The 12,463-nt window shown below is 44.1% G+C and carries 15 protein-coding genes and 1 pseudogene; 14 read left to right on the top strand and 2 right to left on the bottom strand.

What is annotated here, in order from left to right; genetic code table 11:
- Positions 1-2 precede the first annotated feature (2 nt).
- A complete protein-coding gene (locus ACGTNI_RS00305; RefSeq protein ID WP_394459033.1) occupies positions 3-1,328 on the bottom strand; it encodes a cytochrome ubiquinol oxidase subunit I in 1,326 nt (441 codons plus the stop codon).
- Positions 1,329-1,492: 164 nt separating this feature from the next.
- On the opposite strand from ACGTNI_RS00305, the gene ACGTNI_RS00300 reads away from it, so the two are divergent.
- The 8 genes from ACGTNI_RS00300 to ACGTNI_RS00265 all read left to right on the top strand — a co-directional run bounded on the left by ACGTNI_RS00300 (position 1,493) and on the right by ACGTNI_RS00265 (position 6,132).
- Positions 1,493-1,660 (top strand): YfhE family protein, encoded by a 168-nt coding sequence (locus tag ACGTNI_RS00300; protein ID WP_085507587.1) that lies wholly within the window; start codon positions 1,493-1,495, stop codon positions 1,658-1,660.
- A 126-nt stretch (positions 1,661-1,786) separates the two neighbouring features.
- A complete protein-coding gene (locus tag ACGTNI_RS00295) occupies positions 1,787-1,966 on the top strand; it encodes a hypothetical protein (RefSeq protein ID WP_394459031.1) in 180 nt (59 codons plus the stop codon).
- 127 nt (positions 1,967-2,093) lie between these two features.
- The gene (locus tag ACGTNI_RS00290; protein ID WP_394459029.1) at positions 2,094-2,240 is read left to right on the top strand and encodes a hypothetical protein; all 147 of its coding nucleotides are present in this window, start codon (positions 2,094-2,096) and stop codon (positions 2,238-2,240) included.
- Positions 2,241-2,246: 6 nt separating this feature from the next.
- A complete protein-coding gene (locus tag ACGTNI_RS00285) occupies positions 2,247-2,714 on the top strand; it encodes a cytochrome c oxidase subunit II (RefSeq protein ID WP_394459026.1) in 468 nt (155 codons plus the stop codon).
- A 13-nt stretch (positions 2,715-2,727) separates the two neighbouring features.
- Complete coding sequence (locus tag ACGTNI_RS00280; protein WP_394459024.1) at positions 2,728-4,407, top strand: cbb3-type cytochrome c oxidase subunit I; 1,680 nt, start codon at positions 2,728-2,730, stop codon at positions 4,405-4,407.
- A 72-nt stretch (positions 4,408-4,479) separates the two neighbouring features.
- The gene (locus ACGTNI_RS00275) at positions 4,480-5,106 is read left to right on the top strand and encodes an SCO family protein (RefSeq protein ID WP_394459022.1); all 627 of its coding nucleotides are present in this window, start codon (positions 4,480-4,482) and stop codon (positions 5,104-5,106) included.
- Positions 5,103-5,660: a hypothetical protein gene (locus tag ACGTNI_RS00270; RefSeq protein WP_394459020.1), complete on the top strand. Its 558-nt coding sequence runs from the start codon at positions 5,103-5,105 to the stop codon at positions 5,658-5,660. Before ACGTNI_RS00275 ends, ACGTNI_RS00270 begins: the two co-directional genes overlap by 4 nt.
- A 94-nt stretch (positions 5,661-5,754) precedes the next feature.
- Entirely contained in the window at positions 5,755-6,132 is a 378-nt protein-coding gene (locus ACGTNI_RS00265; RefSeq protein ID WP_394459822.1) for a TIGR04104 family putative zinc finger protein, read from the top strand.
- 64 nt (positions 6,133-6,196) lie between these two features.
- Here the strand turns inward: ACGTNI_RS00265 and ACGTNI_RS00260 are convergent, their stop codons facing one another.
- Positions 6,197-6,439 (bottom strand): hypothetical protein, encoded by a 243-nt coding sequence (locus tag ACGTNI_RS00260; protein ID WP_085507601.1) that lies wholly within the window; start codon positions 6,437-6,439, stop codon positions 6,197-6,199.
- 635 nt (positions 6,440-7,074) lie between these two features.
- Here ACGTNI_RS00260 and ACGTNI_RS00255 point away from each other — a divergent pair.
- The 6 genes and pseudogenes from ACGTNI_RS00255 (at position 7,075) to ACGTNI_RS00230 (ending at position 12,411) form a co-directional block, all read left to right on the top strand.
- Complete coding sequence (locus ACGTNI_RS00255; RefSeq protein ID WP_394459017.1) at positions 7,075-8,469, top strand: glycosyltransferase family 2 protein; 1,395 nt, start codon at positions 7,075-7,077, stop codon at positions 8,467-8,469.
- 27 nt (positions 8,470-8,496) lie between these two features.
- Positions 8,497-9,408: pseudogene (locus tag ACGTNI_RS00250) on the top strand (LCP family glycopolymer transferase); the annotation flags it as partial.
- Entirely contained in the window at positions 9,394-10,077 is a 684-nt protein-coding gene (locus ACGTNI_RS00245) for a YrrS family protein (protein ID WP_394459820.1), read from the top strand. The pseudogene ACGTNI_RS00250 and the gene ACGTNI_RS00245, both read left to right, overlap by 15 nt.
- 147 nt (positions 10,078-10,224) lie before the next feature.
- Entirely contained in the window at positions 10,225-11,178 is a 954-nt protein-coding gene (locus tag ACGTNI_RS00240; protein ID WP_394459015.1) for a hypothetical protein, read from the top strand.
- 812 nt (positions 11,179-11,990) lie between these two features.
- Positions 11,991-12,182, top strand: coding sequence for a hypothetical protein (locus tag ACGTNI_RS00235; RefSeq protein WP_394459013.1), 192 nt, complete (start codon positions 11,991-11,993; stop codon positions 12,180-12,182).
- Positions 12,183-12,192: 10 nt separating this feature from the next.
- On the top strand, positions 12,193-12,411 hold the full coding sequence (locus ACGTNI_RS00230; protein WP_394459011.1) for a hypothetical protein: 219 nt from the start codon (positions 12,193-12,195) through the stop codon (positions 12,409-12,411).
- Positions 12,412-12,463 lie beyond the last annotated feature (52 nt).

Genomic DNA, 12,463 nt, shown 5'->3' with positions numbered 1-12,463 from the left:
GTTTATCCCTCCTGTTGCAAATCTTTCATGACGGGGTTTCGTTTGAAGTAGTAACGCATGACGAAGCTGGTGATGAAAAGCAATGCGATATACAGCCCGGCGAATAAGAAGAATAACAGCCCGACATAGTCAGAATCTGTCGCCGCTTCTGTCGTTCTCATCACATCGGTGATGGTCCATGGCTGCCGGCCGATACAGCTGAAGCACCAACCGGCTTCAATGGCAATGATGGCAAGCGGTCCACCTGCTGTCAGTCCGGCGAACATCCAGGGTTTGAATTCCTTTTTTAATACATACTTCCAAATCACCAGGAAAGCGGAATAGAGAAGCAATAACGTACCGATACCGACCATCACGTTAAACAGGGTGTGGACGAATAAAGGCGGCCATTCATCCTTCGGGAATTCATTCAATCCTAATACTTCGGTGTCAAATCGGTCTCCAGCCAGGAAGCTTAGCGCACCGGGAATTTCAATTGCGAATTTCACCGACTCGCTCTCTTCATCGGTAAACCCGCCAATGGCAAGCGGGGCATAGGATTGCGTTTCGAATAACCCTTCCGCAGCCGCAAGTTTCCTTGGCATGTATTCGTGGAGCATCTGGGCTGTCTCATGACCATTGACAGCAGTTGCCAAAGACATAAGCAGACCTAACACGAGGGAGATTTTCAACCCCTTCATATGATAGCTGCGCTCTTCCTTTAGTATGTTTCTTTTTAATAGTTTAAAGGCGGCAACCGAAGCGATTACAAACGCGGCGGTCATGTAAGCCGATACGGTTACATGAATAGCTGTGGCGAAAAAGCTCGGGTTGAAAAAGGCATCCCATGGATCAACATCGACTACTTCCCCATTAACGATCCGGAACCCGTCCGGTGTATTCATCCAGGCGTGGGCATCGGTGATCAGTATCGCAGAGCCGACCGCTCCGATAGCTACCAGGATGATGCTGCCAAGGCGCATGGCTGGTGATAACCGATCAGCCGCATAGAGATAGATCGACATAAAGACCGCTTCAATTAAAAAAGCGAAAATTTCAATCAGGAACGGCAGGGCGATGATCTGTCCGACCATTTCCATGAATCCTGGCCATAACAACGATAATAGAACGCCGACAATCGTTCCGGAAGCGATTGAAACAGCAATTAATATGGCGAACCCTTTCGTGATTCTGCGCGCCATGATGGTGTAATGGCGATCTTTTGTTATGATGTGCATGAGCTCACTTAAAATAATCATCAATGGCAGGCCGACACCTAGTGTGGCATAGATAATATGAAAGCCGAGTGAGCTGCCGAACAGCACACGGGCGTACATGACTGGATCCAATCTACTCACCTCAGGAAGGAATAATCTGCTGCAGTTAGTAAGCCCTGTTCGACTATTTTTATTCCAATGGGATACTGCATTTATAAAAGTGTGATGTTTACACCCTTTCTATACTGGGAAACTGGTTTATATAACCCAATTCCAACAGAAAGGATGAGCACAACATGGCACGAAAAGCACAATATCAACCTGTAGGCGGAACTGGGATCGATCCAAGTGATGCGCAGGAAGTACATTATGCGAAAGAATTCAAGCAAGCAGATAAAGCTGGAGGCTATCGAAAGCCCAGAGTACAAGAAGCAAAACGTGAAAATCCTGAATTGAAAAAATAAGCACCTTGAAAAAGCAGCTTGAGATCAGGCTGCTTTTTTTTACGTTAAGAAAGTCTCATATTAATAAAGGTAAGGTTAGTGAAGTTATAGTGACCAGCAAAGTTATTTTAAAAAAGGAGGATTTACATGAAACATGGGCTGGTGGTTGGTGGTACGGGAATGTTAGCGGAAACGACACTGTGGCTCGCGGATCAAGGTTATCATGTCTCCGTAGTGGAAGTAAGAACGAATATTAAGCCTGGATTTCATGTGAATCCAGGCTTTTCCTATGTAAAAAAAGAACTTCCTCTACTAGCCCGGTGTTAAAGTTTGACAACTTTGTTACAGTAGAAACATTTTTAAAAAATAATACCAATAAGTGTGATTTAGTTCACTTAGTTAATAAACGTTCTCAATTATCATAGAGTTAACAAAAGGTTAGGGGGGATTCGAAATGGCGGAGTCAAACGTAAAGAAGACCGAAGAAGTGGTGGAAGAGCATTCGTCAATCAAGGGGACTATTTTTTCGGTAGCTGTGGTGGGGGGAGTCATTTTTCTAACTTATCTGCTGATTTACGGATTGTATATGGCGAGAATATAGGAGGGGATGAACATGCATAAAGCAGAAAAAATATGGCTGACGTTGAGTTTTGGAATGATTATCGGGTTCATGTTAATCACCGGCTATCAGGCGTTCGCGAAAGATATGGGACCACCAAGCTACGGGGAACGGATCGATCCGCAAAAGGTCGATGAAACAGCTCCATTCGATAACCCTGGTGTGAAAGAGATTGGTGAAAATGAATATGAAGTGGTTATGACGCTGCAGATTTTCAGCTTTACACCAAACGAAATTGAAGTACCTGCAGGATCCACGGTCCATTTCACCATGACTTCAAAAGATGTGACGCACGGGTTCCAGGTTGCTGATACAAATATCAACGCAATGGTCATGCCAGGTTACATTTCAAAAATCACACAAACATTCGATGAGCCTGGTGAGTACCTGGTCCTTTGTAATGAATATTGCGGATCGGGCCATCAGCTGATGGGTACGACGATAACAGTAAAATAAAGGGGGGAGTAACATGGAAGCGATAAAAAAAGAGTATTGGAAAGATAAAGCGAATAAAGCACTCGGAATCAGTCCGGAAGATGCCAGAATCACGAAATCATATTTAATTGTTGCCTTCGTGGCCATTTTAGTTGGTGGTCTTCTCGGACTTCTGCAAGGCATGAACAGAGCTGGCATCCTCGAATTGCCGGTATGGCTGAACTATTATAAAGTACTGACTGCTCACGGACTTTTATTAGTCGTAGTTTTATCTGCATTCTTCACGATTGGTTACTTTTACGCGGGACTGTCCCATTCCTTAGGCGGGCTGCTCCCGAAAGTTCGGAAAATGGCCTGGATCGGCTTCTGGATGAAAATCTTCGGCTTCGTGCTGGCCGTCATCCCGATTTTACAGGGCGACGCCTCTGTCATGTATACCTTCTATCCACCGATGGCCGCTGCTCCGATGTTCTACATCGGCCTCGTCTTCATCGTATTGGGTGTCTGGATGCTTGCCTTCGGTGCATTCATCAATGTGGCGAATTGGAGAAAAAATCATAAGGGACAGCACATACCGATCATCTCGTTTTTCGCAACCGGTGTTTTTGTCCTATTGTTCTTCGGCAGTCTGCCAGTCGCTATTGAAGTGCTCTATATCATCCCGTGGGCGTTCGGTTGGATTGAGACTATCAACGTTATGGTTTCCCGTACGCTGTTCTGGGCATTCGGACATACGCTCGTTAATATCTGGTATATGACCGCCATTTCTGCCTGGTATGTATTCGTTCCGAAAATCATTGACGGAAGACGCTGGAGCGACTTGTTGACAAGGATCGTTGTCATCGCGCTCGTCATCATGAATATCACCGGTGGATTCCACCATCAGATCATTGACCCGGGTATTTCTGAATCTGTCAAATACATGCACGTGTTCATGAGTCTTGCCATCGGGTTCCCATCCTTGATGACTGCTTATGCGATGTTCGCTATATTTGAAAAAACAGCCCGGAAAAAAGGTGGCAGAGGCCTTGTTGGCTGGTATAAGAAGCTGCCGTGGGGAGATGTCCGCTTCCTGGCTCCGTTTATTGCGATGGCTGCTTTTATTCCTGCCGGTGCCGGCGGAATTGTCCAAAGCACGAACCAGTTGAACCAGGTTGTCCATAACTCGATGTGGGTGGTCGGACACTTCCACTTGACGCTTGGTATGACGGTTGTCATGACGTTCTTCGGCGTCAGTTATTGGCTCGTTCCATATATCTCTGGAAGGGTACTGACAAAAGAAATCAATAAACTGGGTGTCATTCAGACAATCGTCTGGACAATCGGAATGGTGCTCATGTCCGGTGCCATGCACTGGGTCGGCTTATTGGGATCACCGCGCCGTACTTCTTACTCGACTTACTTTGATAATGCAACCGCACTAAGCTGGGATCCGTACCTGTTCTTCCTGGCGATTGGCGGAACGTTACTGATGATCGGTGTGCTGCTCCAAGTGTACGCTGTTTTCCACATGATGTTTCTGGCACCAAAAGGGGAAACTGAGTTTCCGGTTGCAGATGTGGAAGAAGATGCAACACCGACACCAATGTGGACCGAACGCTGGGGTCTCTGGATCGTCCTGATGCTTGGTTTGGTAAGCATGGCGTATGTCATTCCGTTAGTCGACTTCATTGTTAACGCGCCTCCAGGTTCGCCGCCATTTAAAACCTGGTAAATAACAAAAGAAGAGAGCCCGCTCCTGGCAGCAGCTCTCTTTCTTTTAATCGATAACTAGGATGTGATCCTAATGGTCAACAAAAAACTACTAGCCTATCTACTGGTCGCTGTCTTCGGTCTCGTCCTGTTCTACTTTGGAACCGATGGCTTTACTGCTTACACCTCGGAAGCGGCTAGGGTCAACCAGCTGAAAGAAGAGAAACCCGAATTCCCTGAGGTGACATTAGAGGATCATGCCGAACGGGTGTATCCTTTTTCCGAGTTTGAAGGCAAGTATGTATTCATTACCTTTTTTTATACGATGTGCGGCACGGTCTGCCCTGAGCTGGAAAAGAATATGAAGCAAGTGTATGAGATGCTGCCGGAAGACGGGCTGGAAGATGATATCCAGTTTTTAAGCATCAGCTTCGATCCGGAGCGTGATACACCTGAAGTACTGGACACGTACCGGGAATGGCTCGAGAGTGACGGGGAGATGTGGCGGATGGCAAGGATTCCGGATCAGCAGGAACTGGATGAACTGCTTGACCGTTTCGGTGTTACTGTTATACCCGACGAATATGGTAACTTTGCCCACAATTCGGCTTTTTATCTCGTTGATCCGGAAGGCCGGCTGGTGGAAGTGATGGATTATCAGGAGACGAGAGAAGCGGCGGCAACCGTGATGGATAGAATGGAAGGGGGCGGGGAAAAATGAAGGGAATCTATTATGTGCTATTGCTTTACGTTTTTCTCATGCTCCCTCCTGTTGCCAATCTGATGGAGTCCGTTATGATTATCCATATGCATATGCAGATGACGCTGTTTGTCATCATCGGCTTTTTGCTAGCACCTGTATTGCAAAAAAAGTTCCCGCGCTTTTTTGAAGAATGGAACCCGAATGGCATTCCCGGCATCCTGCTGTTTGTGATCGTCATCTTCTATTGGACGCTGCCCCGGTCGATGGACGAAGCGCTCAACCTATGGTATATCGAGCTGTTCAAGTTCATTTCCCTGCCCTTCTTAGCTGGTGTGCCGCTTAGGGACAGTTGGAAGAAAATTACTGACAGTCTTAAAAACGGTCTGATTAGTTTATTCACCTTATTATTCATTTTGATGGGCTGGCTGTACATCTGGTCGCCGAACCAGCTGTGCAATAATTATCTGATGATCGACCAGATCACGCTAGGGTGGGGATTTTTGTTGACCGCTGTCTGTATGATCATTTACCTGGCGTACAGCTATATTACTGATTTTGCGAAAACGGTATAGCCTATCATCCGGCGAATTTCCATGGATGTGGCTTCCGCGTATCAAAAAGCAGTCCAGAAAGGAATAAGATGGGCTGCTTTTTTTATTGATAGGAATGACAATCGGTGTGGATATATATGGTAAGATAAAGGGGAAGTTCTTCCTGCAACTATTAACGAGAATTTTTAAAAGTTGGTGTTTTGTTATGACGAAGTGTGATTGTTGCTCTACCCCGTTTAAGTGGGGCGAGATTCTAAAGAAAAACTTTTTTTATGGTCCGATTACATGTCGAAATTGTAACTGCGTACATAAAATTGATGTTCCGTCGAGGTTTCTCACGACACTGTTCAGTGTGGTTCCCTTCCTTTTATTCGGAATGATTTTATCTCCTTTTCATAACATCTTTTTCACCATTGTAGTGGCGTTGTTGATATTTGTATCAGGTATGCTTGTCACACCTTTTGTTGTCAATTATAAGTTGGTAAGCAAGTAGACGGAAGGCAAAGTGGTGGTAGCAAAAGGCATAAAAAAAGTAAGCAGGCAGCCACCCGCTTACGTTAGTATTGTTTTTGGTGTTTAACATCCCAATGCATCGCACCTTTGGTATGAACATTGAGCTTCTGTGCCATTGCATGTGCGGCAGTGAAATCAGAAAAGGTTTTAAACAAATGGCTGTTTGTAGCCTTTAAGGTTTCTGTTGCCCCATTTACGCATCGTATAAGAACGAACATATTGCGGGACAGTGGTCTCAAAGCACCATCATCACAATGACGACAGCCTTTGTCCTTTCCCCATGACATCGCTTACGCACCTCCTCCCCATTAAACTTTACCGGAGTTAGAAGAGGACTGTCAGATCATTTGTGATGATCAGGGTAATTGCTATATCATTTGTCATTTTGAGGCAGAGTGTGATTGAGCGGACAGGGAGCCTGATGCAGCCAGGCTCTTTTTCTATTGCTCTCAAGAGAGATTAGTAAGCAGCTCCTGATAAATAAACATACCAAAGGCAGCTATCATACCAGGAAAAAGGGGGAGGTCAAACTGGTTAGGTAGCTGCCTTTATTCAATAATTATACTAACAGACATAGCCGCTTTAAACCACCAAAGTAATAAAAATGTAATACCTTTTTTACCCTTGACACGTTTATCTCAAAACGAAAAAATTTTATCCATCACCTGGTAAAACAGTTGTTAGTAAGGTTGTAATGGTCTTTAAACATATTTTGGTGAATTACGGTAATGATTGTCACGTGGTACATATCTTTCCCTATAAAACGGGCCTGTATATTTAGATATTAAGCCTGTATTTTTCAGGTGGTCACTTGTGTTAATCTTTTAGAGATGGAAATTCACGTCCTCCTTTCATGGGGGACGTTTTTATTTGTCATAGACTTATAACGGATATTGTATTTCACCATGAAGGAGTGACGGCTTTGGATTTATTTATAACGATATTTTTTCTGATTAGTGTAACGTTTCCTGTGTTGCATCTTTATCATTGCCTGCCGTTTTTTCGAAATAATGACGAAAAAACGGGAATCACTAGCGGTTTGAAACAGTGGAAGCATCAACATGGCTATGTGAAAGAGGCCGGCATCAGTATTTTGGTTCCCTGTTACAACGAAGAATCGATCATTGAAACTTCAATAGCAAGTATGAAGACACTGGAGTATTCGAAGTTTGAAGTGGTTTATATCAATGATGGATCATCGGATGGCACGATGGATGATTTGAACAACATGCTCGATTTGAAAAAAAGCGAGCTTTCCCCTCAGGGCAGACTTAATCATGAAGAGGTAAAAGGGGTGTACCAGTCCCAACTTTATCCTCATATGTATGTCATCGATAAAGAGAATGGCGGGAAGGCAGATGCACTCAATGCCGGAATCGAATATTCTCAAAAAGATTTGGTTGTCACACTGGATGCCGACACGATCTTAGCCGAGAATGCATTGGCGGCAGTCAATAAAGCATTCGAAGATCAAGGAGTCGTAGCTGCCGGAGGAATGGTCCATGTTCTGCAGACAAAAACGAATGAGCCGTTGAAGCGGTTATCGCTGAAAACGGCCAATATGCTTGTCCGTGTCCAGGTACTTGATTTTCTGAAAGCTTTTTATATATCAAAATTGTCACTCGTCCGATTCAAGGCATTGGCCGTCATTTCTGGAGCGTTCGGTGTCTTTCGGAAAGACATCTTATTTAAGGTTGGCGGCTACCGGAATTCCATTGGAGAAGATATCGACATCACGTTGCGTATCCAGCGGTTCATTGCAGATAAAAAGCAGTTGAAAATCACGTTTATTGCGGATGCGATCGGTTATACCGAACTTCCGGAGACATGGAAGGATTTGACGAAACAGCGTCTCCGGTGGCAAAAAGCCTATGTTGACTGTGTCATTCATTTCTGGGCATTCTTCTTAAAAACGTTATTTACGAAACCCGTTTCCTTTTTCTATATCTTTGAAACCTTTCTAATCGGGACGATTGCTGCTTATATCATGACAGGGCTCGTTACCTACAATTTGGTCACCAGCTCTGAGAATTCAATTATTGCGTACATGTTTTTCTATTTATTCTTCTTGTTTTTATTTGGTGTGCTATACGATCTGGTGGCGATCCGAATGAATAAGCATTACGGTTTCCGCTTTCAGAAAGGTGATGGTTTCCGGGTGCTGGGCACGATTTTGTTCGATATTTTTGTTTATCGGTTTGTGGCGGTTTTTTACGTTATGTATGGGAGTATTTCCTATTTTTTCAACAAGAAATGGAACAAGGTTTCCCGGACAGGAAGAAAATATCATCAAAAGAATTCGGAAACGGCAGCTTAATGAGCCGATTCAGTGGAGGAAAGCATCATGGGTAAAAAATTTCTATTATTTATCATGACTGCAGTGACTGTACTGATACTCGGTGCGGGCAGTTATGCATTCAATGTGTTCACGTCGACCTCGGCAAGCATCTATGAAGATATCGACCGAAATCCGGAGTTTGAACAGCGACTGAAGAACATCGATTTAAAGGATGGGGATCCGATATCCGTGCTGATCATGGGACTGGATACGCAAAAAGGAGAAAAAGGTGGACGGGCCGATACAATGGTCCTACTCACAATTAATCCGGAAGAGGAGTCTGTCCAGATGGTCAGTATCCCCCGCGACACGTATGTAAAGGTGCGAGGGGCTGAGGAAAATAAGATGAACAGCACCTATCAAGTTGGCGGTACGGAAATGACCATCAAGTCAATTGAGGAATTTCTCGACGTTCCGGTCGATTATTTTGTAAAAGTAAATATGCAAAGTTTTGAAGGAATTGTTGATGCTCTAGATGGCATCACTGTCGAGAACGACCTCGAGTTTGATACCAGGGATGCGGAGCATCTCAAAGAAGATGCGTATTTCCCTAAAGGTGAGATTACGCTAAATGGAAAAGAAGCTTTGCTGTATGCCCGGATGAGAGAGCTCGATCCAAGAGGTGATTTCGGACGTCAGAAACGTCAGCGCCAAGTGATTGAACAGGTAATCCGAAAAGGGGCAAGCATTTCCTCTGTGACGAAGTTCGGGGATATTTTCGATGTGGTGGAAGACCATGTGAAAACCAATTTGAGTTTTAATGAGATGTGGAAAATCCAGTCCAATTACAAGAATGCCCGTGCCAATATTGAGCAGCACAAGATTGAAGGCACGGATAAGAAAATCGATGGGGTTTACTACTATATGCCGGATAAAAAACAAGTAGAGGAAATTTCCTATCAATTGAACTCCCATTTAGGGTTGGCCGACCAGGCATCTGATGCAGCAAAAAGGCCGATAGAAGAGAATGTTAAGAAAGAGGACAAGGAAGGGAATCTCTTTACTAACAAAGAACCCAAGCGTGAATCTGTTAAAGAACCGGTAACCGAAGCAGAGCCTCGTCCGGACAAAGAAGATCCGCCGGAAGAAAAAGAGCCGGAGACATCGACAGAAGAGCCGCCGGAAGAAAAGGCGCCGGAAACACCACCAGAAGAGCCAACGCCTCCGGAAGAGGATGAAGGTGAAGCGGAGTCAGCCACAGACGAAAGTGAAGACGCAGCTCTAGAACAAACACAACCGGAATCTTCCCAGGACCAAGGCGGCAATGGTGATCCGAACGTCAAACAAGTCATTACCGATAATTGGCCTGTTGTGCCAACCGAACAGGAGAACCATACCCATATCACTTTTGAAAAAGGTTCCCTCGATTGGAAGGAAATGACGACAGCGATCGCTGCAGGTGCCGGCTTGTCGGAAGACGATATGATTGTCTGGTGGGCGGCAGGAGAAGGCACGGATAAAGCCATCGCCACGGTCACCAATCAAGCCCAGACAGAGAATTACCGTGTCCAAGTTACGTGGGTGGACGATGCAGGCTACAAGCCGGTGAAAACAGAAATTCTTTATGAAAATGATCAGAAAAATTGAGGAGACGACAGTGTTAAAGATAGAAAGCGGCGGGCTGTAAGGGTGGGTCCGCCGATAAACATGTAATTCCAACCAATTTGAAAGATACTGCCCGAACAGCGGCTGGGTTTTCGAAGTCTATTAAAAAGAGTTGGAGGAAGAAGCGATATGAATGCATCTGATTTTTTAAATATGTATGTGTGGGTAACAGCAGCTATTGTGTTAGCGTTTGTTGTAGTAGGTTTAATCATCTATCATTATTTTTCCGCTAAAAGCTATAAGAAAATGGTGGCAGAAGTGGAACACGACGCCGTGACAACACTGGATGAGGTGGAAAAGGATTATGCACAAAAGAAAGAAGAGCACAGGAAAAAAGTAAAGGAAGATTACGAGCAAAAGGTCGCAGCGGTCAAAGAATACGTCAAGGATATGGAAAAGATCTCACGAACAGCCAGTGAGATGGCAATTTATACGATTGTGAGTGAATTGAAGGATGGCCTGATTCGTGAAGGAAGAATCCAGCCTTCTGACATGATTCTACTGCCTAACGTGTACTTACCGTCTCCTGGGGATAAGAAATTCGTTAAAAATGAGCTCATTGTTTTGATGAAGTCGGGAATTTATCTGCTTGGCACCAACGATTTACAGGGAAAGGTGCTTTACGGCATGAGTCAGGACAAGGCGAAGGAAGTTTCTTTTTTGTTTGATGACTTTTTTTCTTCCGATGATAATAAGGAAGAAAAGACGCTTGTCGCTGATAATCAGCAAGCAGAGCAGCATAGCCTGAAGGTGAAGTCCATAGAGAATCCTGCCAGCCAGGTACTGGATGGGATGGAGACAATCGATAACTTGCTGGAAACTAATGAGCTCGACCGGCGGGTACTTCCGATTGTTTATTTTACCCATAGCAACCAGGTGATCAATTATTCCAAAGCTTATAAGCCCTATGTATTTGATCAGAAAGAAAAACTCGCAAAATTTCTGGTGGGTCAGCTGAAAGATGGCTATCCATTTTATACCGAAAAGGATTTGAAAAAGCTGAAAGAGGTGCTTGAGCACGCGGATATGACCAATGGAGATGCAGGGCACTTCAGTCAGGAGTTTGCAGCGGAACAAACGTAATTTTATCCATAACAAAAGCCACCCTCGATTGGGGTGGCTTTTTGTATGCAGTGTTTGTTTTTAATAAAGGCAGGATTCCTTTCAGATGAAAAGGGGGAGGTCAAAACTGATGGGATCCTGCTTTATTTATATTCACCCTAACAGATGAATCTGCTTTTATCCAGACAAGTAATCGCTATGTAATGTTATTTTAACCCGGGAGATATTTTTTTCATCATTCTGCTTTAAAAATAGGCAGCTTGCCATGAATAGCTCCCTAACTCCGGTGAATACCTCCCTATCGCCGCAACATACCGCCCTAACTCATCGATATACTGCCCTGACGAACCACTATTGTGACTTAACGCAAGAATCAAAACCTCATTCGGTTAGTGTAGAAAAGCCACTCCAATTTGGAGTGGCTTTTCTTGATCGTATGTTTTGCTGCTTGTCTTCTTGTTCCATAAAGTCCAGGTTTTCATCAGAAAATAAAGGGGGGGAGGTCAAAACTGATGGTAACCTGACTTTATTAATATCTACCCTAACAGAGAAAGTTGCTTTTATCCAGTGAAGTAATGGCTATGTAACGTGATTTTAACCTATGATATCATTTTTCCAAACTTCTGCTTTATAATTTGAGGGTTATTCTGCCCTAACTCGGATATATACCTCCCTAACGTGGTCACATACTGCCCTAGAGCAATAACATAACGCCCTAACGCCACAGTATTATGCCTTAACGCAAAATTCTGGCTGTAACCGCATAAAGGATATGAAGGTATGTTAGGATAAGTGTATATATTTTACAATGCTAAAGCGAATGGAGGGGGATAATGAATAAATATCAGAGGCAGGCTGTGGTTTTTTCATTGCTTGGTGCTGCCTTTATAGCCGGTGGCATGGGAATGAAAGATTATGTCACCTTTTCTCCATTAATCGGGTGGTTGTTTGGGCTTTTCTGTCAAATTATCGCCTTATTATCTGCTATAAAGTGGAACCGTGACGAACGCGGGTCTACCAACTAAGGGGGAGAAGATGATTAATAAGAAGTCCCAATTCTTGCTGGGTCTCACCATAATTTCCGTCACTTTTTTACTGCTTGTCAGTTTTTTTATTATCACATCCAGCTATTTTCATTCAAAAGAGATTGGTGAATTTACAGCCCAGTGTTACGAACGCGGCGGGGAAGTCCTGTTAGAAATACATAATAGTTTAACGAGTTCCTATTCTTTTGAATGTAAGATGGATAAGTAAAGCCACTCCGACTGGGGTGGCTTTTCTACTGGTCGCTTCCCTGTATAAGAAA

This window comes from Thalassobacillus sp. B23F22_16 (assembly GCF_043496955.1).
Classification (GTDB): domain Bacteria; phylum Bacillota; class Bacilli; order Bacillales; family Halobacillaceae; genus Thalassobacillus; species Thalassobacillus devorans_A.
This window is presented reverse-complemented; position numbering and strand designations above follow the sequence as displayed.

What these genes read in the sequence shown, in the direction of transcription:
- ACGTNI_RS00270 (WP_394459020.1), top strand. Translation starts at nt 5,103, where the DNA reads ATGAAGGGAATCTATTATGTGCTATTGCTTTACGTTTTTCTCATGCTC.
- ACGTNI_RS00235 (WP_394459013.1), top strand. Translation starts at nt 11,991, where the DNA reads ATGAATAAATATCAGAGGCAGGCTGTGGTTTTTTCATTGCTTGGTGCT.
- ACGTNI_RS00300 (WP_085507587.1), top strand. Translation starts at nt 1,493, where the DNA reads ATGGCACGAAAAGCACAATATCAACCTGTAGGCGGAACTGGGATCGAT.
- ACGTNI_RS00240 (WP_394459015.1), top strand. Translation starts at nt 10,225, where the DNA reads ATGAATGCATCTGATTTTTTAAATATGTATGTGTGGGTAACAGCAGCT.
- ACGTNI_RS00295 (WP_394459031.1), top strand. Translation starts at nt 1,787, where the DNA reads ATGAAACATGGGCTGGTGGTTGGTGGTACGGGAATGTTAGCGGAAACG.
- ACGTNI_RS00230 (WP_394459011.1), top strand. Translation starts at nt 12,193, where the DNA reads ATGATTAATAAGAAGTCCCAATTCTTGCTGGGTCTCACCATAATTTCC.
- ACGTNI_RS00275 (WP_394459022.1), top strand. Translation starts at nt 4,480, where the DNA reads ATGGTCAACAAAAAACTACTAGCCTATCTACTGGTCGCTGTCTTCGGT.
- ACGTNI_RS00280 (WP_394459024.1), top strand. Translation starts at nt 2,728, where the DNA reads ATGGAAGCGATAAAAAAAGAGTATTGGAAAGATAAAGCGAATAAAGCA.
- ACGTNI_RS00265 (WP_394459822.1), top strand. Translation starts at nt 5,755, where the DNA reads ATGACAATCGGTGTGGATATATATGGTAAGATAAAGGGGAAGTTCTTC.
- ACGTNI_RS00285 (WP_394459026.1), top strand. Translation starts at nt 2,247, where the DNA reads ATGAACATGCATAAAGCAGAAAAAATATGGCTGACGTTGAGTTTTGGA.
- ACGTNI_RS00260 (WP_085507601.1), bottom strand. Translation starts at nt 6,439, where the DNA reads ATGTCATGGGGAAAGGACAAAGGCTGTCGTCATTGTGATGATGGTGCT.
- ACGTNI_RS00290 (WP_394459029.1), top strand. Translation starts at nt 2,094, where the DNA reads ATGGCGGAGTCAAACGTAAAGAAGACCGAAGAAGTGGTGGAAGAGCAT.